The sequence below is a fragment of the Janthinobacterium breve genome (assembly GCF_051380895.1).
Classification (GTDB): Bacteria; Pseudomonadota; Gammaproteobacteria; order Burkholderiales; family Burkholderiaceae_D; genus Janthinobacterium.
In genome coordinates this window covers 219,461-244,294 of record NZ_JBNYXY010000004.1, presented here as the reverse complement: position 1 = coordinate 244,294, position 24,834 = coordinate 219,461, and the positions used below count along the sequence as shown (strand labels likewise).

Below are 24,834 nucleotides of genomic sequence, written 5' to 3'. Positions count from 1 at the left end.
TTCTCAGATGCAATTACTGGGATTACTCGCCAGCGATTTCAACTGCTTCGGTCGTATCTGGACGATCCATCAGTTCAACGAACGCCATAGGAGCGTTGTCGCCGACGCGGAAACCCATTTTCAGGATACGCACATAGCCGCCATTACGGTTGGCGTAACGTGGGCCCAGTTCAGCGAACAGCTTCAAGACCATTTCACGATCGCGCAGGCGGTTGAAGGCCAGACGCTTGTTTGCCAGGCAGTCAGTTTTGCCCAGGGTCAGAATTGGCTCGACAACGCGGCGCAGTTCTTTTGCTTTTGGCAGGGTGGTTTTGATCGCTTCGTGACGCAGCAGCGATACTGTCATGTTGCGCAGCATTGCCAGACGGTGGGACGAGGTACGATTCAGTTTACGGAGGCCGTGACCGTGACGCATGATAAATCCTTTCGGTGAGTGTTTAAATTCCAGCTCTTCGATCGATGAAGCTAGTGCAACATCGCGGGCCGGTTTGTTACTTCAAAAATAAAAGCCTGAGACACCTGTCCCAGGCAGTTTGCTACAACTACGAATTACTTTTCCAGGCCTGCAGGCGGCCAGTTTTCCAGCTTCATGCCCAAGGTCAAGCCGCGCGATGCCAGCACTTCCTTGATTTCGTTCAGGGACTTGCGGCCCAGGTTTGGCGTTTTCAGCAGTTCGTTTTCCGAACGTTGGATCAGGTCGCCGATGTAGTAGATGTTTTCCGCTTTCAGGCAGTTCGCCGAACGCACGGTCAACTCCAGGTCGTCGACTGGACGCAACAGGATAGGATCGACCAGCGGAGCGCGCGATGGCGCTTCGGCGGCAGCTTCCGTGCCTTCCAGGGCAGCGAACACATTCAACTGATCCACCAGGACGCGGGCCGACTGGCGGATCGCTTCTTCCGGCGAGATCACGCCGTTGGTTTCGATGTTGATGATCAGCTTGTCCAGGTCGGTACGTTGTTCGACGCGAGCCGATTCAACGAAGTACGATACACGGCGCACTGGCGAGAACGACGCATCCAGGATGATGCGGCCGATGGTCTTGTTCGTGTCTTCCGACAGGCGACGCACGTTACCAGGAACGTAGCCGCGGCCTTTTTCAACCTTGATCTGCATGTCCAGCTTGCCACCAGCGGTCAGGTGGGCGATCACGTGGTCAGGGTTGATCAGTTCGACGTCATGCGGCAGGTCGATGTCGGAGGCCAGGATCGCGCCTTCGCCTTCTTTTTTCAGGGTCAGGGTTACCGAATCGCGGTTATGGACTTTGAAAACCACACCCTTCAAGTTCAGCAACAAATCGACGACGTCTTCTTGCACGCCATCGAGGGAGGAATATTCGTGGACGACGCCAGCGATCGTCACTTCGGTCGGCGCGTAGCCTACCATCGACGACAGCAGAACGCGGCGCAACGCGTTACCCAATGTGTGGCCATAGCCGCGCTCGAACGGTTCCATCACGACTTTGGCGTGACCTGCACCGAGAGCTTCAACATCGATAATACGTGGCTTCAACAAACTGTTTTGCATGAAATGTCCTTTTCAATACCCTCGGCTCATTACACCGATAAGGCTGATGGCATTAGTGAAACGCCCACTTCACAAAAGCAAAGTGGGCGGAGATCTTGCTACTGACTACTATTAACGCGAGTACAGCTCGACGATCAGCGATTCGTTGACGTCGTTAGCGATTTCGTTACGCTCTGGCAGGGACTTGAAGGTGCCTTCCATTTTCTTGGCATCAACCGAAACCCAGCTAGGCATACCAACTTGTTCAGCCAGCGACAGTGCTTCAACGATACGCACTTGCTTTTTCGATTTTTCACGAACAGCAACGATGTCGCCAACTTTGACCGCGTACGAAGCGATGTTGACAACGATACCGTTCACGGTGAACGCTTTGTGGCTGACCAATTGACGCGCTTCAGCGCGGGTCGAGCCAAAGCCCATGCGGTAGCAAACGTTGTCCAGACGCGTTTCCAGCAACTTCAACAGCGTTTCGCCGGTGTTGCCTTTACGACGGTCTGCTTCAGCAAAGTAGCGGCGGAATTGACGTTCCAGCACGCCGTACATGCGTTTTACTTTTTGCTTTTCGCGCAGTTGGTTACCGTAGTCCGAGGTGCGGGCGCCGGATTTGACACCGTGCTGGCCTGGTTTGACATCCAGTTTGCACTTGCTGTCCAGCGAGCGACGTGCGCTCTTCAGGAACAGGTCAGTACCTTCACGGCGGGAGAGTTTTGCTTTAGGTCCGATATAACGTGCCACGATACTTCCTTTTTTTAATGATAACGCCCCAGCCACATGCATGATCAAACACGCTGCTGCGGTTAGGCGCTAGTCTGACTCAGCTTCAATCAGACGGTGGCTGAAAACGAAAAACCCGCCAAATTGAATTTGACAGGCAAGAACAGCCGGGCAGTATAACCGTTTCCGGCTCCCTGCTCCAGCAATTTCACATAACTGTACTTAATACAACAGACAGAAAAGCAGCTGGCGCCGAAGCGCCCTCTGCAACACTATCTTAGATACGACGACGTTTCGGTGGACGGCAACCGTTGTGCGGTACCGGCGTCACGTCCTGGATCTCGGTGATCTTGATGCCCAGGTTGTTCAGCGCGCGAACGGCGGATTCACGACCAGGACCTGGGCCCTTGATACGTACTTCCAGGTTCTTGACGCCACACTCAACAGCCACTTTACCAGCGGCTTCCGCGGCGACCTGCGCTGCGAATGGGGTCGATTTACGCGAACCCTTGAAGCCTGCACCGCCGGAGGTAGCCCACGACAAGGCATTGCCTTGACGATCGGTGATGGTAATGATGGTGTTATTGAACGAAGCGTGGACATGTGCAATGCCTTCAGCGACGTTCTTTTTAACTTTTTTACGCACGCGTGCTGATGCGGCGTTATTTTGCGACTTAGCCATAATTATTCCCTAGCGGATTATTTTTTCAGCGATTGAGCGGCTTTACGCGGTCCCTTGCGGGTACGTGCGTTCGTACGCGTACGCTGGCCACGGCAAGGCAAACCCTTACGATGACGCATGCCGCGGTAGCAACCCAGATCCATCAAACGCTTGATGTTCATGGACAATTCACGACGCAGATCGCCTTCGACGATGAATTTACCTACTTCATCGCGCAGTTTTTCCAGTTCGCTGTCATCCAGATCTTTGATCTTTTTGTTGGTTGCTACACCGGTCGATGCACAGATTTTCTCTGCGCGTGGACGGCCCACACCGTAGATGGCCGTCAGGCCGATAACGGTATGCTGATGATTTGGGATATTAACCCCTGCAATACGTGCCATTTGTTATTCCTCGATTAACCTTGACGCTGCTTGTGACGTGGTTCCACGCAGATTACGCGGACTACGCCTTTGCGCTTGATGATCTTGCAGTTGCGGCAGATCCGCTTGACTGATGCGAGAACTTTCATTTTGGGGCTCTTTCTTTCGCTTCTTTGGTTTGATTCAGTGTGTTACTTAGTACGGAACACAATGCGGGCTCGGCTCAGGTCGTACGGCGTCAACTCCACCGTCACCTTGTCTCCAGGGAGAATGCGAATATAGTTCATCCGCATTTTACCCGAAATATGCCCGAGCACCACGTGTCCGTTCTCCAGCTTCACTCGAAATGTTGCATTTGGGAGATTCTCAAGAATCTCGCCCTGCATCTGTATGACGTCGTCTTTTGCCATTCGGTATGTTTACCGCGCTTAACGCGTCGGAATTCCGCCCTTGAAATTTGCTTTGCGCAGCAGCGAATCATATTGCTGCGACATCACGTAGTTCTGTACTTGCGCCATGAAATCCATGGTGACAACTACAATAATCAATAAAGAAGTACCGCCGAAATAGAATGGTACTTTCCACTGGGCTTGCATAAATTCCGGCAATAAACACACCAGGGTGATGTAGACTGCGCCGGCAAGTGTCAAGCGTGTCAGGATCTTGTCGATGTAACGGGCTGTCTGCTCGCCTGGACGAATCCCGGGAATGAACGCACCGCTTTTCTTCAAGTTATCTGCTGTTTCCTTGCTGTTAAAGACCAGCGCTGTATAGAAGAAACAGAAAAACACGATCGCCACTGCGTACAACAGCGCATGGATAGGCTCACCAGGCCCCATCGATGCTGCCAAATCTTTCAAGAACCGCACCGCAGGGTTAGCGTTGTCGGCGCCCTTTGAAAACCAGTCCACGATAGTGGCCGGAAACAAGATGATCGAAGAAGCAAAGATCGGCGGGATCACGCCGGCCATGTTCAGCTTCAACGGCAAATGGCTGGTTTGACCGCCATAAATCTTGTTGCCTACCTGGCGCTTCGCGTAATTGACCAATATTTTGCGCTGACCACGTTCGACGAATACGACGAAGTACGTTACCAGTGCTACCAGGATCACGATGAAAATCGCGCTGAAGCTACCGATCGAACCATTCGACACCTGAGTGAACAAGCCACCCAACGCCGACGGCAGACCTGCTGCAATCCCGGCAAAAATGATGATCGAGATGCCATTACCCAAACCACGCTCGGTAATTTGCTCACCCAACCACATCAAAAACATTGTTCCGGTCAACAAAGTGACGACCGTCACGAAGCGGAATGCAAGACCAGGTTCCAACACCAGACCAGCTTGCGACTCCAGTGCGACTGCAATGCCTAACGCTTGGAACAGTGCCAGGGCAACCGTGAAATACCGGGTGTACTGGGTGATCTTGCGACGACCTGCTTCGCCTTCTTTTTTCAACGCTTCCATCTGCGGTGACACGATCGACAGCAATTGCATGATGATCGAGGCCGAGATATAAGGCATGATACCCAGCGCAAACACTGTAAAACGAGACAAGGCACCGCCCGAGAACATGTTGAACATGCCCAGGACGCCGCCTTCGTGCTCCTTGAACAGCGAGGCTAATTGTGTCGGGTCAATCCCGGGAACCGGGACGTGAGCACCGATACGATAAACCACCAATGCGCCAAGCAAAAACCAGAGCCGTCCCCAAGGGAAACCGGCCGCTGCACTTTTAGCAAGTTGTGGATTAGTCGCCAATTTTCGCTCCGATCAAGCTGTTAGCGGTCAACTCAGGCTACCGAGCCGCCGGCTGCTTCGATGGCTGCTTTCGCGCCAGCGGACACTTTCAAGCCCTTCAAATTCACCGCTTTGGTGATTTCGCCGGACAAGATCACGCGCACGTCACGGGCCAACACGCCCAGAACGCCAGCTTGCTTCAAGACCAGAATGTCGACATCGCCAACCGCCAGGTTGTTCAGATCGGACAGGCGCACTTCAGCTTTGAAGGTTGCGTGCATCGATTTGAAACCGCGCTTAGGCAGACGGCGTTGCAGAGGCATCTGACCGCCTTCGAAACCGACTTTATGAAAGCCGCCCGAACGCGATTTCTGACCTTTGTGACCACGACCCGAGGTTTTACCCAGGCCGGAGCCGATACCGCGACCGACGCGACGCTTGTAATGCTTAGCGCCTTCGGCTGGTGCAATAGTATTCAATTCCATGATTTGCTCCGTTCGTGTAAGCCCGAAGGCTTACCCGACAACTTTAACGAGATACGATACTTTATTGATCATGCCGCGTACGGATGGGGTGTCTTGCAATTCGGAAACCGAATTTACACGACGCAGACCCAGACCGCGCACGGTAGCGCGATGCGATTCGCGCGTACCGATCAAGCCCTTGACCAATTGCACTTTGACTGTGTTTGTCATTTTGTCCACCTTAAGCCAGAATGTCTTCGACCGACTTGCCGCGTTTGGCAGCGATATCGGAAGCAGTGCTCATTTTCGACAGGCCGTCCAGCGTAGCGCGTACCAGGTTGTATGGGTTGTTCGAACCGGTGGATTTCGCCACCACGTCCGTCACGCCCATCACTTCGAAGATAGCGCGCATGGCGCCACCAGCGATAACGCCAGTACCAGGCTTAGCTGGGTTCATCAGGACCTTGGAGGCGCCGTGACGACCAACAACCGTGTGATGCAAGGTACCGTTTTTGAGCGGCACTTTGATCAGGTTGCGACGAGCTTCTTCCATTGCCTTCTGCACGCCAACTGGCACTTCTTTCGATTTGCCCTTGCCCATGCCGACGCGGCCATCGCCATCACCAACTACGGTCAGCGCGGCGAAACCCATGATACGACCACCCTTGACCACTTTGGTCACGCGGTTGATCGCGATCATTTTTTCGCGCATGCCATCATCCGGCTTGTCGCTTTGCATTTTTGCTTGCATTTTTGCCATGATTGATCCTTAGAACTTCAGACCGGCTTCGCGTGCGGCTTCTGCCAACGCTTTCACACGGCCGTGGTAACGGAAACCGGAGCGGTCAAACGCAACTTCGGTAATCCCTGCTTTCAACGCTTTTTCAGCGACGCGCTTGCCGATCAAGGCTGCAGCAGCGGCATTGCCGCCTTTGCCGGATTGGCCTGCCAGTTCAGCGCGAACTTCCGCTTCAGCCGTCGAGGCCGAAACCAGGATTTTTGCATCCGGGCTGATCAGGTTGGCGTAAATGTGCAGGTTGGTGCGATGCACCGACAAGCGATTTACTTTCAATTCCGCAATCTTGATGCGGGTTTGGCGTCCGCGGCGAAGCCGTGATTCTTTCTTATCCATCGTCAGCCCCTAATTACTTCTTCTTGGTTTCTTTAAGCTTAACCACTTCGTCCGCATAGCGAACGCCCTTGCCTTTATAAGGCTCAGGAGCGCGGTAAGCACGAACTTCAGCGGCTACCTGGCCAACCTGTTGACGGTCGATACCTTTAATCAGGATCTCGGTCGGGGTTGGTGTTGCGCAGGTAACGCCAGCTGGCATGTCATGTACTACAGGGTGCGAGAAACCCAGGGACAGATTCAACTTGTCGCCTTGAGCTTGCGCCTTGTAACCCACGCCTACCAGGTTCAGCTTTTTCTCGAAACCCTTGGTGACGCCAACAACCATGTTGTTGACCAGTGCGCGCAGCGTGCCGGACATGGCATTGGCTTCGCGGCTGTCGTTCGCCACGTCGAAACTCAGGGTTCCTGCATTGTTTTCTACTTTGACCTGGCCGGTGAGGGCCTGGGAAAGTACGCCCAGCGGGCCTTTTACGGTGATCGCTTGTGCGGAGATGGCGACTTCGGCGCCAGCTGGCACTACGATAGGCATTTTAGCTACTCGAGACATGTGTAACTCCTTAAGCCACGTAGCAAATAACTTCGCCGCCGACACCGGTAGCGCGTGCTTTGCGGTCAGTCATGACGCCTTGCGGAGTCGACACGATCGCCACACCCAAGCCATTCATCACAACAGGGATCTCGTCTTTACCCTTGTAGACGCGCAGACCCGGACGGGACACGCGCTCCAAGCGCTCAATAACGGGACGGCCAACATAATACTTCAAACCGATTTTCAGTTCCGCTTTACCACCAGCTTCGGTAACAGCGAAATCTTCAATGTAACCCTCGTCCTTCAGGACGCTGGCAATCGCAATTTTGACTTTCGACGATGGCATGGCCACGGTCGTCTTTTGCACGCCTTGTGCATTGCGAATGCGGGTCAGCATATCGGCGATAGGATCGCTCATACTCATTGCATATTCTCCTATTACCAGCTTGCTTTTGTCATACCCGGAATTTCACCACGCATGGCGAATTCACGGAGCTTGATACGACCCAGACCGAATTTACGGAATGTGCCGCGCGGACGACCGGTGATGGCGCAACGATTACGTTGACGCGTCGGGTTCGAGTTACGTGGCAGCGCCTGCAATTTCAGGCGAGCTTCGTAGCGCTCTTCTTCCGATTTCGATTGATCATCGACGATGGCCTTGAGAGCTTCGCGCTTAGGGGCGAATTTCGCCACCAGGTCAGCACGCTTGATCTCACGATTAATCAGTGACAGTTTGGCCATGATCAGTTCCTGAAAGGGAATTTAAAGGCGGCGAGCAAAGCTTTGGCTTCGTCATCGGTCTTAGCGGTTGTCGTGATGCTGATATTCATACCGCGCAACGCGTCAATCTTGTCGTATTCGATTTCAGGGAAAATGATCTGTTCCTTGACACCGATGTTGTAGTTACCACGACCATCAAATGCACGGCCGTTCACACCACGGAAATCGCGTACGCGCGGCAGAGCCACGGTAATGAAGCGATCCAGGAACTCGTACATGCGAGCGCCGCGCAGGGTGACCATCGTACCGATCGGATAACCTTCACGGATTTTGAAGCCTGCGATCGCTTTGCGGGACTTGGTGGTCACTGGCTTCTGGCCGGCGATCTTGGTCAAGTCAGCAACTGCGTGCTCGAGAACTTTTTTATCCGCGATTGCCTCACCAACACCCATGTTCAGGGTGATTTTGGTCAGGCGTGGAACTTCCATTACCGACTTGTAACCAAACTTGCTGGTCAGGTCGGCAACGACTTTTTCTTTATAGAATTCTTGGAGACGTGCCATGATTTCTTAAGCCTTCACTACTTCGCCGGAGGATTTAAAGATGCGAACTTTCTTGCCGTCCACTTCTTTGAAACCCACGCGATCTGCCTTGCCAGTCGCTGCATTAAACAATGCAACGTTGGACACGTGAATTGGCATGGTCTTATCGACGATACCACCAGTTACGCCAGTCATCGGGTTTGGCTTAGTCGCTTTTTTAGCGATGTTAATGCCGTCAACCACGATATGTTCAGCATCGATACGCTGCTGTACCACACCACGTTTGCCCTTGTCTTTCCCGGTCAGAACGATGACTTCGTCGTTTTTACGAATCTTATCCATTACGACTCCTTACAGGACTTCCGGTGCCAGGGACACGATTTTCATGAACTTCTCAGTACGCAGTTCGCGTGTGACAGGTCCAAAAATACGGGTACCGATCGGTTCCAGCTTGGCGTTCAACAGTACGGCGGCATTGCCGTCGAACTTCACCAGGGAACCGTCTTGGCGGCGAACACCTTTAGCGGTGCGCACAACCACGGCGTTATAAATTTCACCTTTTTTGACACGGCCACGTGGCGCAGCAACCTTAACGGTCACCTTGATCACATCGCCAATGCCAGCATAACGGCGCTTGGAGCCGCCCAATACCTTGATGCACATTACTTCTTTGGCACCGGTATTGTCAGCCACTTCGAGCCGGCTTTCAGTTTGAATCATAGTATTCTCTTTCCCAACTTAAGCCGAAGAATCCACACAATGTAGACCCACGGTCAGTCTTGGTCCCGCCAGAGCCGCCCTGCTGGGCTTCACTGTTTGGGTGCATGACCTTCATACATCAACTGACCGCGAATGCTATTGTCTGTGACCAGACACTTTGCGGCGTTACATGAACGAAGCCCGCAAGTATTACATACAATTTGCGGGCCTGCAAGTACTAATTAAAACCCACCGCCGAAACGGTGGTTTTTATTTAAACGGTTGGTGCGGCTTGAACCACACGTGTCACCGTCCATGCCTTCGTTTTGGAGATCGGGCGACCTTCCTGGATCTCGACCGTATCACCGGCTTTGACCTGGTTGGTCTCGTCATGCGCATGATACTTGTTCGAGCGCATGATGATCTTGCCATACAAAGGATGTTTTACGTGGCGCTCGATCAGAACGGTAACGGTCTTGTCCATCTTGTCCGAAACCACTTTACCGATCAGCGTGCGCTTGAGCGACTGTTTCACTGGTTCGTTCATTTGGCTTCCTTCAGATTCATTACCGTCTTCACACGCGCGATATCGCGGCGTACCTTCTTGAGCTGCGAAGTGTTGCTCAGCTGTTGCGTAGCGATTTGCATACGCAGGCCGAACTGTGCCTTCAACAAGTCATTCAGCTCTTTTTGCAGAGCTGGCTGGTCTTTGCCGCGGAGTTCAGTTGCTTTCATATTCAACTCCAATTATTGGCCGACTTGACGTACGACAAACGTCGTAGCCAGTGGCAGTTTAGAGGCGGCAAGACGGAAAGCTTCCCGTGCCAGCGCTTCATCAACGCCATCCATTTCGTACAGTACTTTGCCTGGCTGAATTTCAGCGACGTAGTACTCAGGATTACCTTTACCGTTACCCATACGGACTTCAGCCGGTTTGTTCGAAATCGGTTTGTCCGGGAAGATACGGATCCAGATACGGCCACCGCGCTTGATGTGACGCGTCATTGCACGACGCGCCGCTTCAATTTGACGCGCAGTGATACGACCGCGCGCAACTGCCTTCAGACCGAATTCGCCAAACGACACGGCGGTGCCGCGGCTGTGCGAAATACCGGTATTACGGCCTTTCTGCTCTTTACGATACTTTCTGCGTGCTGGTTGCAGCATGATTATTCTCCTGCTTTCTCAGCTGGTGCTGCTGCGGCGGCCGGTTTAGCGGCGGTACGCACACGTGCACCTGGTGCTGTGGATGGTTTCGCACCGGCACCGGCTGGACGTGGACGGCCAGCTGGCTTGCCATCGTCACGGCGTGGGCCGCGGCTTTTCTTCTCGTCAGCTGGGGTATCGATGACTGGTGCATCGCCGTTAGGCGCGCGGTCACCCTTGTATACCCACACCTTGACACCGATGATGCCGTAGGTGGTCGACGCTTCGCTGGTACCGTAGTCGATATCGGCGCGCAGGGTATGCAGAGGCACGCGGCCTTCGCGGTACCACTCTTTACGCGCGATTTCGATACCGTTCAGACGGCCGGACGACATGATCTTGATACCGAGAGCACCCAGGCGCATTGCATTTTGCATTGCACGCTTCATGGCGCGGCGGAACATGATCCGTTTTTCCAGCTGCTGAGCGATCGAATCGGCGATCAGTTGCGAGTCGATTTCTGGCTTACGAATTTCTTCGATGTTCACGTGAACAGGTACGCCCATGATCTTGGTCAGCGCGGACTTCAGTACTTCGATGTCTTCGCCTTTTTTACCAATGACCACGCCTGGACGCGAGCTGTAGATCGTGAAGCGCGCGTTCTTGGCTGGACGCTCGATAACGATGCGGCCAACGGAAGCGTTCTTCAGTTTCTTTTTCAGGTAAGCACGTGCTTTCAAGTCTTCGTTCAGCATGGCAGCGAAATTACCGTTGCCTGCATACCAGCGCGAAGCCCAGTTACGGGTGACCGCCAGACGGAAACCGGTTGGATGAATTTTCTGACCCATCGTGGCTCCTTAGTTACCGACAGTCACGTAAACGTGACAGGATTGTTTCGAAATACGGTCGCCACGGCCTTTTGCACGCGCGGTGAAGCGCTTCAGGACCGGGCCCTTTTCGACGTAGATCGTTTTCACGAACAATTCGTCGATGTCCGCGCCATCATTGTGCTCAGCATTCGCAATAGCGGATTCCAAAACACGTTTGATGATCGCAGCACCTTTTTTCGGGCTGAATTGCAAGATGTTGAGTGCAGCGTCAACTTTCTTGCCACGGATCAGGTCAGCAACCAGGCGGCCCTTTTGGTCCGACAGGCGCACACCTTTGAGGATAGCTTTAGTTTCCATTATTTCTTAGCCTTTTTGTCAGCTGCATGGCCCTTGAACGTACGGGTCAGTGCGAATTCGCCGAGCTTGTGACCAACCATGTTTTCGGAAACATAAACCGGCACGTGCAGCTTGCCGTTATGAACCGCGATCGTCAGGCCGATAAAGTCAGGCATGATTGTCGAACGACGCGACCAGGTTTTGATTGGCTTTTTGTCTTTGGCTGCTTGCGCGGCTTCAACTTTTTTCACCAGGTGGGCGTCACAGAACGGCCCTTTTTTCAATGAACGTGTCATGTGCTACCCCTTATTTCTTGCCGCGGCGCGAGACGATCATGGAAGTCGTACGCTTGTTGCTGCGTGTTTTCTTACCCTTGGTCTGTTGGCCCCATGGCGAAACTGGATGACGACCAGCTGCTGTTTTACCTTCACCACCACCGTGCGGGTGATCGACCGGGTTCATGACCACACCGCGAACGGTAGGACGAACACCGCGCCAGCGCATCGCGCCAGCTTTACCGATTTTACGCAGGCTGTGCTCGGCGTTACCGACTTCACCAACCGTAGCACGGCACTCGATGTGCACGCGACGTACTTCACCCGAGCGCAGACGCACTTGAGCGTAGGTACCTTCACGCGCCATCAGCACAACGCCAGCGCCAGCGGTACGTGCCATTTGGGCACCTTTACCTGGCAGCATCTCGACGCAATGCATCACGGTGCCGACTGGAATGTTACGGATTGGCAAGCAGTTACCCGATTTGATCGGCGCTTCCGAACCATTCATCACGCTATCGCCAACGGCCATGCCTTTGGTTGCGATGATGTAGTGGCGTTCGCCATCGGCGTAGCACAACAGAGCGATATTCGCGGTGCGGTTTGGATCGTATTCGATACGTTCCACTTTCGCTGGAATACCATCTTTGGTGCGCTTGAAGTCGATCAAGCGATAGTGTTGCTTATGACCACCACCGATATGACGGGTGGTGATGTGACCGTTGTTGTTACGACCAGCGGTCTTGGATTTCTTTTCAACCAGAGCAGCGAACGGACGACCTTTGTACAGGTCTGGGTTCACCACCTTTACCATGCCGCGACGGCCTGGCGAGGTTGGTTTCATCTTAACGAGTGCCATTATGCAGCCTCCTCGGAGAAGTTGATTTCCTGGCCAGGCTTCAGGCACACGAAAGCACGCTTGGTATGGTTACGACGACCGTTGAACTTGCCGGTGCGCTTTTGCTTACCTTCGCGGTTTGCAGTTTGCACGGACAGAACTTCAACCTTGAACAGCAGTTCGACCGCTGCCTTGATTTCAGGCTTGGTTGCATCCGGCAGTACGCGGAATACAATTTGCTCGTTCTTTTCCGCGACCATGGTGGCCTTTTCGGAAATGACCGGCGCCAACAGCACCTTCATCAAGCGTTCTTCGCTATGTTTCAAAATCGCGCTCATGCCAGCATCTCCTCAATCTTAGCCAATGCAGCTTTGGTGACCAAGATCTTCTTGTAGAACACCAGGGACATCGGGTCTGCGTGACGTGGCTCAACGACGAGTACGTTAGGCAGGTTGCGCGATGCCAATTCCAGGTTTTCGTTCAGAACGTCGGTGATGATCAGAACCGAATCAAAGCCCAGGCCGCTCAATTTTTGCGACAGCAGCTTGGTTTTTGGCGCGTCGATCGTCAGATCGTCGATGACGATCAGGCGCTCTTCGCGAGCCAGCTGCGACAGAATCGAGCAGATACCTGCGCGATACATTTTTTTGTTCACTTTGTGGGTGAAGTTTTCGTCAGGCGAGTTCGGGAAAATCCGACCACCGCCGCGCCACAGTGGCGACGACGACATACCAGCACGAGCGCGGCCGGTACCTTTTTGGCGCCATGGCTTTTTCGTCGTGTGGTGAACTTCTTCACGGTCTTTTTGCTTGCGGTTACCACTACGTGCATTCGCTTGATAAGCGATGACGACTTGGTGGATCAGCGCTTCATTGTAGTCACGGCCGAAAATCGTATCGGCTGCAGCAACGTTCGAGGCGGCTTGACCTTGCGCATTCAGAAGCTTGAGTTCCATCGTTTAAGCTCCCTTCTTGGCTTTGGTTTTGATGGCTGGCGAGACAACTACCTGGCCATTTTTCGCACCTGGAATCGCGCCTTTGACCAGCAACAGCTGACGGTCGGCATCGATACGGGCGATCACGAGGTTCTGGATCGTACGGTTAACGTCACCCAGATGACCGGTCATGCGCTTACCAGGGAAAACACGACCTGGATCTTGCGCCATACCGATGGAACCCGGAACGTTGTGCGAACGCGAGTTACCGTGCGTAGCACGACCCGAAGAGAAGTGGTAACGTTTGATAACGCCTGCATAGCCTTTACCGATGGTAACGCCTTGCACGTCGATCTTTTGACCGACTTCGAACAGGGAAGCAGCGACAACATCGCCAGCTTTCAGTTCAGCGGCTTTAGCAGCATCGACACGGAACTCTTTCAACAGAGTACCGGCTTCAACACCAGCTTTAGCGTGATGACCAGCAACAGCTTTGGTCACGCGGGAAGCGCGACGTTGACCGAATGCGACCTGAACAGCGGAGTAACCATCTGTTTCAGGGGTTTTGATTTGCGCAACACGGTTGTTCGATACGTCCAACACGGTGACCGGGATCGAATCCCCTTCATCCGTGAAAATGCGCATCATACCAACCTTGCGACCGAGAAGGCCTAGGCTCATTTTTTCTCCATTCCCACCTGCGATTGGGCGGGGCTTGTTTAACTACAAAGTAACGTAGGACTCAAAAAAAGACGAATCCATACCGAAGCCGGCTAGTATATAGCACAAAAACCCTTGACGCAACAAGTTAACACGAGGTATGTCAAAGTGTTGCGCGACGCCCCTGCGGGAGTTGTTCAGCGTTGTCCAAAACCACCCGCGCCCCAGCGCAAAGCGGCCATTCATGCGCCTTGGCGCCACAAAAAGAAAGGCGCGGACCGGGCTTGTCGCCCTGTCCGCGCCCATGCGCCACGCCAGTCGCTGGTCTAGCGGTTGCAGCGCTCCAGGCAATGCTGCATCAGATCACGGCAAATCGGGCTGCCGCCGAGCGAATTGGTGCAGCCGACATCACTGCTGTCGCAGCGCGAACGGCATTGCGAAACATCCTCTCTCGTTGCGGCATAAGCGTAGCCGGCGCTCAGTTCGCAAACGAAGAGAAAAAAAGCCAGTTTCTTGATCATGATGCTGTCTTCAGATTTTTATGCCGGGATAAAAGGAACTGTCCGGTGGCGGCAAGCCATCCTTCCTGCCGCCCCCCCCTACTACTCTGCTACGCCACTGCACGCAATTCCGGGCTTTGCGGAAATCAATACCAAAGAGCACCGCAAACAATAGCAACTTAAAACCACTTATTTAGCAATCGTCAACCTTTTCTGTGCGTGGCTGGCGCAGCCACCTGGAGCTTACTGCCCTCCCCTGCCCACCTGATACCAATCCACCTTGCGCGTCGCCGCCATGATGGCGGCCAGCACGGCGAACAGCAGGATGCTGCCCATCACCAGCGCATTGTTTTCCGAGCTGAGCAGTCCGTACAGGGCACCATACAGCAGCGTCAGCGCCACGCCGAAGCCGATGGCGCGCCTGGCGTTGTGCAGCACGTGCACCAGATAAAAGCTGGTCAGCGCGATGCAGGCGGCGCTGGCGATCAGATAGGCAGCGAGGAAGGCGATGTGCTCGGCCAGGCCCACCAGCAGCAGGAAGAAGATCACCAGCGACAAGCCCACCAGCAAATACTGCACCGGGTGGATTGGCAGGCTCTTCAAAATTTCAAAGATGAAGAAGGCGGCAAAGGTCAGTGCCACGAACAGCAAGCCATATTTGGTGGCCCGGTCCGATTGCGAATACACATTCACCGGCTCGATGAAGCCCACGCTGAAGCGGTCCACCTGGCCCAGCGGCGCACTGTCGGGCACCTTGAATTCACCCTCGATCGTGCTCAGCTGCGTTTGTGCATTCGTGGCCAGCGACGAGATATTCCACTCGACTTGAAAGCCATCGGCGTTGATCTGGCGGTTTTTCGGCGATGGCAGGAAGCGCCCGCCAAACTGCGGATGGGGCCAGTTCGACTTGATCAGGATCTGGCTGTTCTTGGCCACCGGCACGAAGTGCTGGCGTTCGATGCCGTCCAGTCCCAGGTCAAAGCTGAATTTCACCTGTTGCGCTTGCGCCAGCGGCATGGCGCCCAGCGGCGCATGCAACCCGCTGCGGAAGGCAAACAGGTCGGTGCCCTGTTCGAACTCGATCTGGCGCCCGCCCCAGTCGATTTTCGGGATATTGCGGATGCCGCGCACGTCCTCGATGGACAAGGCCACGAAAGGCTCGCCCAAGGTGACGCGCGAGTCCGGCGACTTGCGCGGCAACTGCGTGCTGGCCGGCATGGTGAAGTCGCCCTTGAACGCATGCTGGCCGCTGTACACCAGCACCTGGTGGATGCCACGGTAGCGGCGGTCGGTCTCGATGGTGCCTTCCTGCAGCAAAAAGTTCGGGTACACCAGCAAGCGGCGCTGCACCGTGCGGCGCAGCAACTCCGTGCGCACAGGCACACTCACTGCCGGTGTCTTGTCATCGCCCTTGGCCACCTCCACGCGCTCTTCATACTGCTCCGTGTAAGGAATCACCAGGATGGGACCGATGACGGTTTGTTCGCGCACCGAATCGGCGGCGATGCTGTTGACGGCTTCCTGGCGGAATTCCATCCGCTCCTTGATTGCTTCCTGAATCATCAGCAAAGGCAGGCCGATCAGCAGCATCAGGCCGAACACAATCAACGCTTTGACGAGTAAAGTTTTTTGCATGGCGCATCCTTGAAGTAAGGTGGCCAGTGTAAAAAAACTGTATGCGCTGACGATGCAGCCTGTGTGAAGCCGGCAAATAAAAAAAGACGCTCACGCCAGCGGCATACACAGGCGCGCGCAGGCGCCACCCTCCGCATGATTGAACACCTCGACCGTGCCACCATGCAGGGAAGCGACCTCGCGCACGAAGGGCAGGCCCAGCCCTGTGCTCTTGCCGGCGCCGGGGCGCGGCAGGGAATAAAAGCGCTCGAAGACGCGCTCCAGCGCATACGCGGGAATGCCTGCGCCCCGGTCGCGCACGGTAATTTCCACCTGCATGCCCTGGCACCGGGCCGTCAAGTCGATGCAGCTACCCGGCGGCGCAAAGCCGGCCGCATTGTCGAGCAGGTTACCCAACGCCTGACGCAGCAGCAGAGTATCGCCCGCCACGCTCGCCTCGTCGGCCTGCAGTTGCAGGTGCACGCCACGCGCCGCCAGAGTGGCCGCGCCATCCTGCGCCACTTGCTCCAGCAATGGCCCCAGCGCGATACGCTCGGGATGCTCCAGGCGCTGCTGCTTTTCCACGCGCACCAGAGCCAGCAGCTTGTCGATCAGTTGCCGCTGGCGCGCATTCTGCTCCAGGATACTGGCAAGAAACTGGCGCCGTTCGGCCGGCGGCATGTCTTCCTGCAACAGTTCAGCCGACGCCTGGATGGCGGCGATCGGGCTTTTCAGCTCATGCGCCAGCGTGTGCATCAGCTGCTCCACATATTCCTTGCCTTCCAGGCGCGTGCGCATCACCTCCAACGCCCTCCCCAAAGTGCCGATCTCGTTCTTGCCCAGCGCCGGCAGCGCCACCTTGCGACCCGCATCCACGTCGCCGATGTAACGCATCAGCTTGCCCAGCGCATGGTGCAACCACCAGGCGAATGCCAGGCCGATCAGTAGCGACAGCAGCAACAGCACGGCGCCACGCTGCAGGATCTTGCGCTGGCTGCGCTCGACAAACGCTTGCACGCTGGCATTCGGCTTGGCCACCGTCAGCACGCCGATCACCTCATTGCCGTCGCGAATCGGCGCGGCCACGTGCATCACCGTCGACATTTCGTCATCGGGTCGGCTGCGCGTGCTGCGCGCGCCATACTTGCCCTGCAAGGTCAGATAGACGTCATTCCAGCGCGAATAGTCGCGCCCCACGTCGCGGCCGCTGGAATCGAACAGCACGATGCCGTGCCGGTCCGTGATGGTGATACGGTAATCGAGGGTTTGCTTGCGCACGCCATTGATATTGACGTCCACGCCATGGCGCGCATAGTCCTGCATGCGCTCGGCCACGGGCGACTGCGCCAGCGTACCCGCCTTCAGATCGGGCGCCACCAGGCTGGCCAACAGTTGCGAGGTATCGACCAAGGTATCTTCCAGGGTCGAACGCACGCCCGGCTTGACCTGCTCCATGAAGACATTCAGCAGGAACCACGCGGCCAGGCCCACGATCAGGAAGTAGCCCAGCAAAATGCGCAGGCCGATCCTCATGCGCCGGCCAGGCTGTAGCCGAGGCCACGGTGGGCGTGGATGGGATCGACCTGCGCATCGACGGCGCGCAGCTTGGCGCGCAGCGATTTGACGTGCGCATCGACCGTGCGCTCGAGCGTGTCGGGCGCTGCGCTCCACACGCGCTCCATCAACTGCGCGCGCGACAGGACGTGGCCGGGATGCTCGAGCAAGGCCTTCAACAGCAGATACTCGTAGCGGGTCAGGTCCAGCGGCTGGCCATGGAACAGCACGCGCGCCTCGAGCGCGCGCAACTCGAAGCGCGCCGGCACCGGCGCACCTGGCAAGACGGCAGCAGCTATCGTCATGCCAGTCTCGCGTGGCACTTGGGCGACACCTGCACGGCGCAGGATGACGCGAATGCGCGCCACCAGTTCGCGCGGCGAAAACGGCTTGGTGACGTAATCATCGGCGCCGATTTCCAGGCCCACGATGCGGTCGATTTCATCGCTGCGGGCCGTCAGGAAGATCACCGGCGCCTCGGAAAACTGGCGCAGCCGGCGGCATACTTCCAGCCCGCTCATGTCGGGCAAGCCCACGTCGAGCACCACCAGCACGGGCAATGGAGCGGTGTCGCCGGGCGTGGGACGCAAGGCGGCCAGGGCCTGTTCGCCCAGCATCACATGGCGCGGCGTAAAGCCGTCCGTGCGCAGGGCATAGGCGATGCTGTCGGCTATCGCCTGTTCATCTTCCACGATCAGAACAGTCTTGGACATGGCGGCGGCACGCATTGATGGACAAGCCCGGAGTATCCCTGAAGCGGGCAAGCGGCGTCAATCGCGCGCCTTGCCGTGCGCTGGCGAAAAGCCGCCCATACCAAAAAAACTTATAGTATATTTATCACAGCATGACTCCACTGATACACCGTGTCCAACACCCGTACGAGGAGACTATGAAGACCCATACCATCAGCCTGCTATGCGCTGTCAGCCTGCTGGCCGCCTGCGCGGCGCCAGCGACACTCACCACCTCCAACGCACAACACGACGCCTGCAACGCGGCCGAACTCAAAGGCCAGTTTGGCGAAGCAGAACTGGCTTGTGTGCAGGCGCTACGCAGCGCCGAGCAGGCAGGAGCCAGCGCAGACATCCTCTCCCAGCGCCAGTACAACCTGGGCCGCATCAAGCGCTTGCAGGGCAAGAATGTCGAAGCGGAGCAACTGTACCGGCAAGCCCTGGCCACGGAAGAAGCGGCGCAGCCACGCAGCGATGCGCGCGTCGGCCGCCGCATGGTGGAACTGGCGTCGGCGCTGGCGGCGCAAGGCAAGTGGCAGGAAGGCACGGGCTATCTGGAACGCGTGCTGCCGCTGTTGCCGAAGCTGTCGCCCGCCTCGCGCACCTATTCGGCAGAAGTGCTGCGCCAGTACGCCAGACAACTGCAAGGTGGCCCGCAAGCCGCGCTGGGCGCGCGCTTTGACGTGGTGGCAGCCAGCCTGCAATAAGGCATCTCCTCGGCCCAGCCTAAGGCTGGGCGACGTGGATGCTGGCCTTGATGTGCTTGAGGTGGGCCACGATGGTGAACGTCATCACCACCAGCAGCGACCAGGAGCTCCATTTGCTGACATGCACCGCCGACCAGGCGCCAAGCTGGTTCGGATAGCGCCACACGCCCCAGAAGGTGCTGATGTTTTCGGCCAGCCAGATAAAAAAGCCGACAAGCACGAAACCGAGCAGCAAGGGCATGCTGCGGTCGCGGTCGAGCGGGCGGAACACCACGGTGGTGCGCGCGTACAAGCCCAGCGCGCAAGCGGCCAGATACCAGCGATAGTCGCCGATGTAATGATGGGTGAAGAAGTTGGCGTAGATCAGCAGCGCGATCAGCACCGCCATCCAGTACGGCGGATGGTGGCGTATCCGCATATCGAGCAGGCGCCAGGTCTGGATGATGTAGCTGCCGACGGCGGCGTACATGAAACCGGAAAACAGGGGTACGCCAAGCACCTTGCTGTAGGCGAAGTCGGGATAGCTCCACGACTGGATCGTTCCCGATACCTTGAACACCTCCAGCCCGAAGCCGACCGCATGAAACAGGCAGATGGCTTTCAACTCATCCCACGTTTCCAGTCCGCTCCAGACCATCGCGCCCTGGATCGCCAGCGCCACCAGCAGCAGCACGTCATAGCGCGGCAGGCCGAACAGACCGGCGCGTGGCACCAGGAACACGGCAGCAAAAAACAGCCCCACGAACAAGCACGACCTCGCCTCCTTGATGCCGAAATACAGGAATTCAGTCAGGAAGCGTGGCCAGCCGCGCAAGCGGCTACGGGGCGCGGCATTTAACAGGTGAGTATCGAGGGCATTGAGCATGCAGCAACTTTATCGACCGGCCGCGACACTGTAAAGCGATTTTGCACGCGTACGGCGGCCACCCCTGTTAGTCATGCACCAATAGCAATGGGGCCGGGCGCACTCACGATTGTGAGCAGGCCCGGCCCCATCATCAGGCAGCGGGACACCCCGCCGGCCTGGAACAGCTGTCAACACCTGATGCTACGGTATTGTCAGCCGCCCTTGAAACTCTTATTGCAGTTTGATTTCAACATCAACACCAGCTGGCAGGTCCAGCTTCATCAGCGCGTCAACGGTTTTGTCCGTTGGGTCAACGATGTCCATCAGGCGTTGGTGCGTACGGATCTCGAACTGATCGCGCGAAGTTTTGTTGACGTGCGGGGAACGCAGCACATCGAAACGTTGAATACGGGTAGGCAGTGGTACTGGGCCTTTGACGACAGCGCCGGTGCGCTTCGCGGTTTCAACGATTTCCAGAGCGGACTGGTCGATCAGTTTGTAATCGAAAGCCTTCAGGCGAATACGGATTTTTTGGTTTGGTGCCGACATGATATTTCCTTAAAAGAACGAACCGCGCGGTCTGCACGGCAATGAGGTCATACTGGAATTTCTGACGCAACAACCGTCAGGGTCGACATGATAGCACCAAAATGCTTGCCAACCCCGGCAGTTGAATAAAAAGAAGGGCGCCGGGCGACGACGCGTCTTCTTTTATGCAGGCTTAAGAATTAAGCCAGGATTTTTGCAACAACACCAGCGCCGACGGTACGACCGCCTTCACGGATAGCGAAGCGCAGGCCTTCTTCCATCGCGATCGGGTTGATCAGCTTGACGGTGATCGACACGTTATCGCCTGGCATGACCATCTCTTTGTCTGCTGGCAACTCGATCGAACCAGTCACGTCCGTCGTGCGGAAGTAGAACTGTGGACGATAGTTGTTGAAGAATGGCGTATGACGGCCGCCTTCGTCTTTCGACAGAACATAGATCTCGCCGGTGAAGTGGGCGTGTGGCTTGATCGAGCCTGGTTTTGCCAGAACTTGACCACGTTGCACGTCTTCACGCTTGGTGCCGCGCAGCAGCAGACCAACGTTGTCGCCTGCTTGACCTTGGTCCAGCAGCTTGCGGAACATTTCCACGCCGGTGCAAGTCGTTTTGACGGTATCGATAATACCAACGATTTCGATCTCTTCGCCGACTTTAACAATGCCGCGCTCGATACGACCGGTCACAACAGTACCGCGACCCGAGATCGAGAACACGTCTTCCACTGGCATCAGGAAGGCACCGTCAACAGCGCGCTCTGGCGTTGGGATGTACGAATCGAGGGCATCGGCCAGACGCAACACTGCATCCACGCCCATTTCGCCTTCTTTGCCTTCCAGCGCCATACGTGCCGAACCTTTGATGATAGGCACGTCGTCGCCAGGGAACTCATACTTCGACAACAGCTCGCGCACTTCCATTTCAACCAGTTCCAGCAGCTCTGCGTCGTCGACCAGGTCGCACTTGTTCAGGAACACGATGATGTATGGAACGCCAACTTGGCGGGCCAGCAGGATGTGTTCGCGGGTCTGTGGCATTGGGCCGTCAGCTGCGGAGCACACCAGGATCGCGCCGTCCATCTGCGCAGCACCGGTAATCATGTTTTTGATGTAATCGGCGTGGCCTGGGCAGTCAACGTGCGCGTAGTGACGCGCTGCCGTTTCGTACTCGACGTGAGCGGTGTTAATCGTGATACCGCGCGCTTTTTCTTCTGGTGCTGCATCGATCTGGTCGTATGCTTTAGCTTCGCCGCCGAATTTCTTCGACAGAACCGTTGCGATTGCAGCGGTCAGCGTAGTTTTACCGTGGTCGACGTGGCCGATGGTGCCGACGTTGACGTGCGGCTTGGTCCGTTCGAATTTACCTTTTGCCATTTTATTCTTCCTTAGAACAATGATTTAAATGTAGGGACCGGCATTCTCGTGAAAGCCGGCCCGGAACTTCTATTACTTAGCTTTCGAGCTTACGATTGCTTCAGTCACATGCTTAGGTGCTTCAGCATAGTGCTTGAATTCCATCGTGTAAGTCGCACGACCTTGGGTCGACGAACGCAACGATGTGGCGTAACCGAACATTTCCGACAGAGGCACTTCGGCCTTGATGATCTTGCCGCCACCACCAGCAATTTCATCCATGCCTTGCACCATACCGCGACGCGACGACAAATCGCCCATCACGGTACCGGCGTAGTCTTCCGGCGTTTCCACTTCCACGGCCATCATCGGCTCCAGGATGACTGGCGATGCTTTGCGGCAGCCATCTTTGAATGCCATCGAAGCGGCCATGCGGAATGCATTTTCGTTCGAGTCAACATCATGGTACGAACCGAAGAACAGCGTGACTTTAACGTCAACAACTGGGTAACCAGCCATCACGCCCGAAGTCAGCGTGTCGCGCACACCTTTTTCAACTGCAGGGATGTATTCGCGAGGAACGGTACCGCCCTTGATCGCGTCAACGAATTCGAAGCCCTTGCCCGGTTCTTGCGGTTCGATCTTCAGAACCACGTGACCGTATTGACCACGACCACCCGATTGCTTGACGAATTTGCCTTCCGACTCTTCGCACACTTTACGGATCGTTTCGCGGTAAGCCACTTGTGGCTTGCCGACGGTCGCTTCAACGTTGAATTCGCGCTTCATGCGGTCAACGATGATGTCCAGATGCAACTCGCCCATACCGGCGATGATGGTCTGACCCGATTCTTCATCGGTACGCACGCGGAACGATGGATCTTCTGCTGCCAGACGGTTCAGCGCCAGGCCCATTTTTTCCTGGTCAGCCTTGGTTTTTGGCTCGACTGCCTGCGAAATCACCGGCTCAGGGAAGACCATGCGTTCCAGAACGACGCTTGCCTTTTCGTCGCAAAGCGTATCGCCAGTGGTGGTGTCTTTCAGACCCACGACGGCAGCGATGTCGCCAGCGCGCATTTCCTTGATTTCTTCGCGCTCATTGGCTTGCATCTGCACGATACGGCCAATACGCTCTCTCTTCTGCTTCACGGAGTTCAGGACCGAATCGCCCGAATTCAATGTGCCCGAATAGCAGCGGATGAAGCACAGCTGACCCACGAACGGATCGGTTGCGATCTTGAACGCCAATGCCGAGAATTTCTCATTGTCGTCGGCTGCGCGCTCAACTGGCTGCTCGTCCTCGTCCAGACCTGGGACAGGTGGAATGTCGATTGGCGATGGCAGATACTCGATCACCGCGTCCAACATTGCCTGTACACCCTTGTTTTTAAAGGCGGTACCGCACAGCATTGGAACGATTTCGCTGGCGATGGTACGCTGACGCAGAGCAGCCTTGATCTCGGCTTCCGACAGTTCGCCTTCTTCCAGGTACTTGTTCATCAGTTCTTCGGACGCTTCAGCAGCGGCCTCAACCATGTTTTCGCGCCACTTGGCAGCTTCAGCAGCCAGGTTGGCAGGAATTTCGCCGTATTCAAACTTCATGCCTTGCGAAGCGTCATCCCAGATGACCGCTTTCATCTTGACCAGATCGATAACACCGGTAAAGAGGTCTTCAGCACCGATAGGCATCTGAATTGGCACTGGGTTGGCTTTCAGACGCGAACGCATCTGATCGTAGACCTTGAAGAAGTTGGCGCCGGTACGGTCCATCTTGTTCACGAAGGCCAGACGTGGCACTTTGTACTTGTTCGCCTGACGCCAAACCGTTTCCGATTGTGGCTGCACGCCGCCGACTGCACAGTAAACCATGCAGGCGCCATCCAACACGCGCATCGAACGTTCTACTTCAATGGTGAAGTCAACGTGACCTGGGGTGTCGATGATGTTGATGTGATGCGGAGGGAAATTGTTTGCCATGCCCTTCCAGAAGCACGTAACAGCAGCCGAGGTAATCGTGATGCCGCGCTCTTGCTCTTGCGCCATCCAGTCGGTGGTGGCAGCGCCATCATGGACTTCGCCCAGCTTGTGGTTCACGCCCGTGTAGAACAGAACGCGCTCGGTGGTGGTCGTCTTACCTGCATCGATGTGAGCGGAGATACCGATATTGCGGTAGCGCTCAATGGGGGTCTTGCGGGCCATAATTAATCCTAAATGAATGGACAAAACCGAGCAGCATTTTTTTGCAAAAATGAGCCCGGCCTCGAACAACAGATGCTTGACAGCCACCTTGCGGTAGCTGGCTTTATATTAGAAGCGGAAATGCGAGAACGCTTTGTTCGCTTCAGCCATACGATGGACTTCGTCGCGTTTTTTCATCGCGCCGCCGCGGCTTTCAGCCGCTTCCATCAGCTCACCGCCGAGGCGTTGTGGCATCGATTTTTCGCTGCGCTTGTTAGCAGCTTCACGCAACCAACGCATGGACAGAGCCATACGACGGACTGGGCGAACTTCGACCGGCACCTGGTAGTTTGCACCACCGACGCGACGGGATTTCACCTCAACCAGCGGCTTGGCGTTGTTGATTGCGGTAGCAAAAACTTCGAGCGGATCTTTGCCCGATTTTGCTGCGATGTGCTCGAAAGCACCGTAGATGATGTTTTCTGCAACCGATTTCTTACCGGACAGCATCAGCACGTTTACAAATTTAGCGACATCAGTGTTGCCGAATTTTGGATCTGGCAAAATTTCGCGCTTGGGTACTTCACGACGACGTGGCATATCAATTCCTTTCAATCTTCAGTTGAGCGCGCGTTCTTCGCACACTCGCGGACGACCATCATAGTCTTCC

Annotated in this window: 38 protein-coding genes; 1 reads left to right on the top strand and 37 read right to left on the bottom strand. The window is 55.8% G+C overall.

The genetic code is table 11. From position 1 onward, the window contains the following. Window positions 1-22 precede the first annotated feature (22 nt). The 32 genes from rplQ to creB all read right to left on the bottom strand — a co-directional run bounded on the left by rplQ (window position 23) and on the right by creB (window position 18,516). Window positions 23-415, bottom strand: a complete 393-nt coding sequence (gene rplQ / locus ACQ4W0_RS09145) for a 50S ribosomal protein L17 (RefSeq protein ID WP_010394482.1) — start codon at window positions 413-415, stop codon at window positions 23-25. 134 nt (window positions 416-549) lie between these two features. Further along, window positions 550-1,527, bottom strand: a complete 978-nt coding sequence (locus tag ACQ4W0_RS09140; protein WP_008444343.1) for a DNA-directed RNA polymerase subunit alpha — start codon at window positions 1,525-1,527, stop codon at window positions 550-552. 111 nt (window positions 1,528-1,638) lie between these two features. Beyond that, on the bottom strand, window positions 1,639-2,262 hold the full coding sequence (gene rpsD / locus ACQ4W0_RS09135) for a 30S ribosomal protein S4 (RefSeq protein WP_010394478.1): 624 nt from the start codon (window positions 2,260-2,262) through the stop codon (window positions 1,639-1,641). 256 nt (window positions 2,263-2,518) lie between these two features. Beyond that, window positions 2,519-2,923: a 30S ribosomal protein S11 gene (rpsK, locus tag ACQ4W0_RS09130; RefSeq protein WP_010394475.1), complete on the bottom strand. Its 405-nt coding sequence runs from the start codon at window positions 2,921-2,923 to the stop codon at window positions 2,519-2,521. Window positions 2,924-2,940: 17 nt separating this feature from the next. Then, window positions 2,941-3,306 carry a 30S ribosomal protein S13 gene (gene rpsM, locus ACQ4W0_RS09125; protein ID WP_046681666.1) on the bottom strand — a complete coding sequence of 122 codons (366 nt, stop codon included), beginning with the start codon at window positions 3,304-3,306 and terminating at the stop codon, window positions 2,941-2,943. Window positions 3,307-3,320: 14 nt separating this feature from the next. Next, window positions 3,321-3,434: a 50S ribosomal protein L36 gene (gene rpmJ, locus ACQ4W0_RS09120; protein ID WP_010394471.1), complete on the bottom strand. Its 114-nt coding sequence runs from the start codon at window positions 3,432-3,434 to the stop codon at window positions 3,321-3,323. A gap of 42 nt (window positions 3,435-3,476) precedes the next feature. Then, window positions 3,477-3,695: a translation initiation factor IF-1 gene (infA, locus tag ACQ4W0_RS09115; protein WP_005663428.1), complete on the bottom strand. Its 219-nt coding sequence runs from the start codon at window positions 3,693-3,695 to the stop codon at window positions 3,477-3,479. A gap of 18 nt (window positions 3,696-3,713) precedes the next feature. Beyond that, window positions 3,714-5,048: a preprotein translocase subunit SecY gene (secY, locus tag ACQ4W0_RS09110; RefSeq protein ID WP_010394438.1), complete on the bottom strand. Its 1,335-nt coding sequence runs from the start codon at window positions 5,046-5,048 to the stop codon at window positions 3,714-3,716. 32 nt (window positions 5,049-5,080) lie between these two features. Continuing rightward, window positions 5,081-5,512 carry a 50S ribosomal protein L15 gene (gene rplO / locus ACQ4W0_RS09105; RefSeq protein ID WP_034753211.1) on the bottom strand — a complete coding sequence of 144 codons (432 nt, stop codon included), beginning with the start codon at window positions 5,510-5,512 and terminating at the stop codon, window positions 5,081-5,083. Window positions 5,513-5,542: 30 nt separating this feature from the next. Next, complete coding sequence (gene rpmD, locus ACQ4W0_RS09100; protein ID WP_010394435.1) at window positions 5,543-5,722, bottom strand: 50S ribosomal protein L30; 180 nt, start codon at window positions 5,720-5,722, stop codon at window positions 5,543-5,545. Window positions 5,723-5,732: 10 nt separating this feature from the next. Then, window positions 5,733-6,251 (bottom strand): 30S ribosomal protein S5, encoded by a 519-nt coding sequence (rpsE, locus tag ACQ4W0_RS09095; protein ID WP_010394433.1) that lies wholly within the window; start codon window positions 6,249-6,251, stop codon window positions 5,733-5,735. A 9-nt stretch (window positions 6,252-6,260) separates the two neighbouring features. Beyond that, entirely contained in the window at window positions 6,261-6,623 is a 363-nt protein-coding gene (rplR, locus tag ACQ4W0_RS09090; protein ID WP_071079767.1) for a 50S ribosomal protein L18, read from the bottom strand. Window positions 6,624-6,636: 13 nt separating this feature from the next. Next, on the bottom strand, window positions 6,637-7,170 hold the full coding sequence (rplF, locus tag ACQ4W0_RS09085; protein WP_034778281.1) for a 50S ribosomal protein L6: 534 nt from the start codon (window positions 7,168-7,170) through the stop codon (window positions 6,637-6,639). 10 nt (window positions 7,171-7,180) lie between these two features. Further along, the gene (gene rpsH / locus ACQ4W0_RS09080; protein ID WP_010394425.1) at window positions 7,181-7,576 is read right to left on the bottom strand and encodes a 30S ribosomal protein S8; all 396 of its coding nucleotides are present in this window, start codon (window positions 7,574-7,576) and stop codon (window positions 7,181-7,183) included. Window positions 7,577-7,590: 14 nt separating this feature from the next. After that, complete coding sequence (rpsN, locus tag ACQ4W0_RS09075; protein ID WP_010394423.1) at window positions 7,591-7,896, bottom strand: 30S ribosomal protein S14; 306 nt, start codon at window positions 7,894-7,896, stop codon at window positions 7,591-7,593. Window positions 7,897-7,898: 2 nt separating this feature from the next. Beyond that, window positions 7,899-8,438: a 50S ribosomal protein L5 gene (rplE, locus tag ACQ4W0_RS09070; protein WP_010394421.1), complete on the bottom strand. Its 540-nt coding sequence runs from the start codon at window positions 8,436-8,438 to the stop codon at window positions 7,899-7,901. A 6-nt stretch (window positions 8,439-8,444) separates the two neighbouring features. Further along, a complete protein-coding gene (gene rplX / locus ACQ4W0_RS09065; protein ID WP_034753204.1) occupies window positions 8,445-8,759 on the bottom strand; it encodes a 50S ribosomal protein L24 in 315 nt (104 codons plus the stop codon). Window positions 8,760-8,768: 9 nt separating this feature from the next. Beyond that, window positions 8,769-9,137: a 50S ribosomal protein L14 gene (gene rplN / locus ACQ4W0_RS09060; RefSeq protein WP_008444317.1), complete on the bottom strand. Its 369-nt coding sequence runs from the start codon at window positions 9,135-9,137 to the stop codon at window positions 8,769-8,771. 253 nt (window positions 9,138-9,390) lie between these two features. After that, window positions 9,391-9,663: a 30S ribosomal protein S17 gene (gene rpsQ / locus ACQ4W0_RS09055; protein ID WP_010394415.1), complete on the bottom strand. Its 273-nt coding sequence runs from the start codon at window positions 9,661-9,663 to the stop codon at window positions 9,391-9,393. After that, complete coding sequence (gene rpmC, locus ACQ4W0_RS09050; protein WP_071079768.1) at window positions 9,660-9,851, bottom strand: 50S ribosomal protein L29; 192 nt, start codon at window positions 9,849-9,851, stop codon at window positions 9,660-9,662. Before rpmC ends, rpsQ begins: the two co-directional genes overlap by 4 nt. A 12-nt stretch (window positions 9,852-9,863) precedes the next feature. After that, entirely contained in the window at window positions 9,864-10,283 is a 420-nt protein-coding gene (gene rplP, locus ACQ4W0_RS09045; protein WP_017877854.1) for a 50S ribosomal protein L16, read from the bottom strand. 2 nt (window positions 10,284-10,285) lie between these two features. Next, window positions 10,286-11,110: a 30S ribosomal protein S3 gene (gene rpsC, locus ACQ4W0_RS09040; protein ID WP_034753199.1), complete on the bottom strand. Its 825-nt coding sequence runs from the start codon at window positions 11,108-11,110 to the stop codon at window positions 10,286-10,288. A gap of 9 nt (window positions 11,111-11,119) precedes the next feature. After that, complete coding sequence (rplV, locus tag ACQ4W0_RS09035; RefSeq protein ID WP_170840583.1) at window positions 11,120-11,452, bottom strand: 50S ribosomal protein L22; 333 nt, start codon at window positions 11,450-11,452, stop codon at window positions 11,120-11,122. Further along, on the bottom strand, window positions 11,449-11,724 hold the full coding sequence (rpsS, locus tag ACQ4W0_RS09030; RefSeq protein WP_008444295.1) for a 30S ribosomal protein S19: 276 nt from the start codon (window positions 11,722-11,724) through the stop codon (window positions 11,449-11,451). The genes rplV and rpsS overlap by 4 nt, the downstream gene beginning before the upstream one ends. A gap of 10 nt (window positions 11,725-11,734) precedes the next feature. Next, complete coding sequence (gene rplB / locus ACQ4W0_RS09025) at window positions 11,735-12,562, bottom strand: 50S ribosomal protein L2 (protein WP_010394400.1); 828 nt, start codon at window positions 12,560-12,562, stop codon at window positions 11,735-11,737. Further along, window positions 12,562-12,879 carry a 50S ribosomal protein L23 gene (gene rplW, locus ACQ4W0_RS09020; RefSeq protein WP_010394398.1) on the bottom strand — a complete coding sequence of 106 codons (318 nt, stop codon included), beginning with the start codon at window positions 12,877-12,879 and terminating at the stop codon, window positions 12,562-12,564. The genes rplB and rplW overlap by 1 nt, the downstream gene beginning before the upstream one ends. After that, window positions 12,876-13,496: a 50S ribosomal protein L4 gene (gene rplD / locus ACQ4W0_RS09015; protein ID WP_101483583.1), complete on the bottom strand. Its 621-nt coding sequence runs from the start codon at window positions 13,494-13,496 to the stop codon at window positions 12,876-12,878. The genes rplW and rplD overlap by 4 nt, the downstream gene beginning before the upstream one ends. A 3-nt stretch (window positions 13,497-13,499) precedes the next feature. Then, entirely contained in the window at window positions 13,500-14,156 is a 657-nt protein-coding gene (rplC, locus tag ACQ4W0_RS09010) for a 50S ribosomal protein L3 (RefSeq protein WP_071079769.1), read from the bottom strand. Between the two features lie 305 nt (window positions 14,157-14,461). Next, the gene (locus tag ACQ4W0_RS09005) at window positions 14,462-14,656 is read right to left on the bottom strand and encodes a hypothetical protein (RefSeq protein WP_436576442.1); all 195 of its coding nucleotides are present in this window, start codon (window positions 14,654-14,656) and stop codon (window positions 14,462-14,464) included. A 222-nt stretch (window positions 14,657-14,878) separates the two neighbouring features. Further along, window positions 14,879-16,270, bottom strand: a complete 1,392-nt coding sequence (creD, locus tag ACQ4W0_RS09000; protein WP_436576441.1) for a cell envelope integrity protein CreD — start codon at window positions 16,268-16,270, stop codon at window positions 14,879-14,881. A 90-nt stretch (window positions 16,271-16,360) separates the two neighbouring features. Continuing rightward, on the bottom strand, window positions 16,361-17,782 hold the full coding sequence (creC, locus tag ACQ4W0_RS08995; protein ID WP_436576440.1) for a two-component system sensor histidine kinase CreC: 1,422 nt from the start codon (window positions 17,780-17,782) through the stop codon (window positions 16,361-16,363). Next, window positions 17,779-18,516: a two-component system response regulator CreB gene (creB, locus tag ACQ4W0_RS08990; protein ID WP_436576439.1), complete on the bottom strand. Its 738-nt coding sequence runs from the start codon at window positions 18,514-18,516 to the stop codon at window positions 17,779-17,781. Before creB ends, creC begins: the two co-directional genes overlap by 4 nt. 176 nt (window positions 18,517-18,692) lie before the next feature. Here creB and ACQ4W0_RS08985 point away from each other — a divergent pair, with 176 nt between their 5' ends. Further along, window positions 18,693-19,241, top strand: a complete 549-nt coding sequence (locus ACQ4W0_RS08985) for a tetratricopeptide repeat protein (RefSeq protein WP_436576438.1) — start codon at window positions 18,693-18,695, stop codon at window positions 19,239-19,241. A 19-nt stretch (window positions 19,242-19,260) separates the two neighbouring features. On the opposite strand, the gene ACQ4W0_RS08980 is transcribed toward ACQ4W0_RS08985, so the two are convergent. The 5 genes from ACQ4W0_RS08980 to rpsG form a co-directional block, all read right to left on the bottom strand. Continuing rightward, complete coding sequence (locus ACQ4W0_RS08980; RefSeq protein ID WP_436576437.1) at window positions 19,261-20,106, bottom strand: DUF817 domain-containing protein; 846 nt, start codon at window positions 20,104-20,106, stop codon at window positions 19,261-19,263. 213 nt (window positions 20,107-20,319) lie between these two features. Next, window positions 20,320-20,637, bottom strand: a complete 318-nt coding sequence (gene rpsJ / locus ACQ4W0_RS08975; protein ID WP_010394389.1) for a 30S ribosomal protein S10 — start codon at window positions 20,635-20,637, stop codon at window positions 20,320-20,322. A 179-nt stretch (window positions 20,638-20,816) separates the two neighbouring features. After that, the gene (gene tuf / locus ACQ4W0_RS08970) at window positions 20,817-22,007 is read right to left on the bottom strand and encodes an elongation factor Tu (protein ID WP_096233366.1); all 1,191 of its coding nucleotides are present in this window, start codon (window positions 22,005-22,007) and stop codon (window positions 20,817-20,819) included. 72 nt (window positions 22,008-22,079) lie between these two features. Then, window positions 22,080-24,185 (bottom strand): elongation factor G, encoded by a 2,106-nt coding sequence (fusA, locus tag ACQ4W0_RS08965; protein WP_426074968.1) that lies wholly within the window; start codon window positions 24,183-24,185, stop codon window positions 22,080-22,082. 108 nt (window positions 24,186-24,293) lie between these two features. Continuing rightward, complete coding sequence (gene rpsG, locus ACQ4W0_RS08960) at window positions 24,294-24,764, bottom strand: 30S ribosomal protein S7 (RefSeq protein WP_010394377.1); 471 nt, start codon at window positions 24,762-24,764, stop codon at window positions 24,294-24,296. Between the last annotated feature and the right edge of the window lie 70 nt (window positions 24,765-24,834).

Coding starts and splice junctions, on each gene's coding strand:
- rplO (WP_034753211.1), bottom strand. CDS start 5,512: ATGGAATTGAATACTATTGCACCAGCCGAAGGCGCTAAGCATTACAAG.
- rplX (WP_034753204.1), bottom strand. CDS start 8,759: ATGGATAAGATTCGTAAAAACGACGAAGTCATCGTTCTGACCGGGAAA.
- rplC (WP_071079769.1), bottom strand. CDS start 14,156: ATGAGCCTAGGCCTTCTCGGTCGCAAGGTTGGTATGATGCGCATTTTC.
- rplB (WP_010394400.1), bottom strand. CDS start 12,562: ATGGCACTCGTTAAGATGAAACCAACCTCGCCAGGCCGTCGCGGCATG.
- rplN (WP_008444317.1), bottom strand. CDS start 9,137: ATGATTCAAACTGAAAGCCGGCTCGAAGTGGCTGACAATACCGGTGCC.
- rplE (WP_010394421.1), bottom strand. CDS start 8,438: ATGGCACGTCTCCAAGAATTCTATAAAGAAAAAGTCGTTGCCGACCTG.
- rpsE (WP_010394433.1), bottom strand. CDS start 6,251: ATGGCAAAAATGCAAGCAAAAATGCAAAGCGACAAGCCGGATGATGGC.
- rpmD (WP_010394435.1), bottom strand. CDS start 5,722: ATGACAAACACAGTCAAAGTGCAATTGGTCAAGGGCTTGATCGGTACG.
- rpsS (WP_008444295.1), bottom strand. CDS start 11,724: ATGACACGTTCATTGAAAAAAGGGCCGTTCTGTGACGCCCACCTGGTG.
- rplW (WP_010394398.1), bottom strand. CDS start 12,879: ATGAGCGCGATTTTGAAACATAGCGAAGAACGCTTGATGAAGGTGCTG.
- rpsQ (WP_010394415.1), bottom strand. CDS start 9,663: ATGAACGAACCAGTGAAACAGTCGCTCAAGCGCACGCTGATCGGTAAA.
- rpsC (WP_034753199.1), bottom strand. CDS start 11,110: ATGGGTCAGAAAATTCATCCAACCGGTTTCCGTCTGGCGGTCACCCGT.
- rplD (WP_101483583.1), bottom strand. CDS start 13,496: ATGGAACTCAAGCTTCTGAATGCGCAAGGTCAAGCCGCCTCGAACGTT.
- rplQ (WP_010394482.1), bottom strand. CDS start 415: ATGCGTCACGGTCACGGCCTCCGTAAACTGAATCGTACCTCGTCCCAC.
- rpsK (WP_010394475.1), bottom strand. CDS start 2,923: ATGGCTAAGTCGCAAAATAACGCCGCATCAGCACGCGTGCGTAAAAAA.
- infA (WP_005663428.1), bottom strand. CDS start 3,695: ATGGCAAAAGACGACGTCATACAGATGCAGGGCGAGATTCTTGAGAAT.
- rpsN (WP_010394423.1), bottom strand. CDS start 7,896: ATGGCCAAACTGTCACTGATTAATCGTGAGATCAAGCGTGCTGACCTG.
- rpmJ (WP_010394471.1), bottom strand. CDS start 3,434: ATGAAAGTTCTCGCATCAGTCAAGCGGATCTGCCGCAACTGCAAGATC.
- rpmC (WP_071079768.1), bottom strand. CDS start 9,851: ATGAAAGCAACTGAACTCCGCGGCAAAGACCAGCCAGCTCTGCAAAAA.
- creD (WP_436576441.1), bottom strand. CDS start 16,270: ATGCAAAAAACTTTACTCGTCAAAGCGTTGATTGTGTTCGGCCTGATG.
- ACQ4W0_RS08985 (WP_436576438.1), top strand. CDS start 18,693: ATGAAGACCCATACCATCAGCCTGCTATGCGCTGTCAGCCTGCTGGCC.
- fusA (WP_426074968.1), bottom strand. CDS start 24,185: ATGGCCCGCAAGACCCCCATTGAGCGCTACCGCAATATCGGTATCTCC.
- creC (WP_436576440.1), bottom strand. CDS start 17,782: ATGAGGATCGGCCTGCGCATTTTGCTGGGCTACTTCCTGATCGTGGGC.
- tuf (WP_096233366.1), bottom strand. CDS start 22,007: ATGGCAAAAGGTAAATTCGAACGGACCAAGCCGCACGTCAACGTCGGC.
- ACQ4W0_RS08980 (WP_436576437.1), bottom strand. CDS start 20,106: ATGCTCAATGCCCTCGATACTCACCTGTTAAATGCCGCGCCCCGTAGC.
- rpsH (WP_010394425.1), bottom strand. CDS start 7,576: ATGAGTATGAGCGATCCTATCGCCGATATGCTGACCCGCATTCGCAAT.
- rpsJ (WP_010394389.1), bottom strand. CDS start 20,637: ATGTCGGCACCAAACCAAAAAATCCGTATTCGCCTGAAGGCTTTCGAT.
- rpsG (WP_010394377.1), bottom strand. CDS start 24,764: ATGCCACGTCGTCGTGAAGTACCCAAGCGCGAAATTTTGCCAGATCCA.
- rplR (WP_071079767.1), bottom strand. CDS start 6,623: ATGGATAAGAAAGAATCACGGCTTCGCCGCGGACGCCAAACCCGCATC.
- ACQ4W0_RS09005 (WP_436576442.1), bottom strand. CDS start 14,656: ATGATCAAGAAACTGGCTTTTTTTCTCTTCGTTTGCGAACTGAGCGCC.
- rplP (WP_017877854.1), bottom strand. CDS start 10,283: ATGCTGCAACCAGCACGCAGAAAGTATCGTAAAGAGCAGAAAGGCCGT.
- rpsM (WP_046681666.1), bottom strand. CDS start 3,306: ATGGCACGTATTGCAGGGGTTAATATCCCAAATCATCAGCATACCGTT.
- rplF (WP_034778281.1), bottom strand. CDS start 7,170: ATGTCTCGAGTAGCTAAAATGCCTATCGTAGTGCCAGCTGGCGCCGAA.
- ACQ4W0_RS09140 (WP_008444343.1), bottom strand. CDS start 1,527: ATGCAAAACAGTTTGTTGAAGCCACGTATTATCGATGTTGAAGCTCTC.
- creB (WP_436576439.1), bottom strand. CDS start 18,516: ATGTCCAAGACTGTTCTGATCGTGGAAGATGAACAGGCGATAGCCGAC.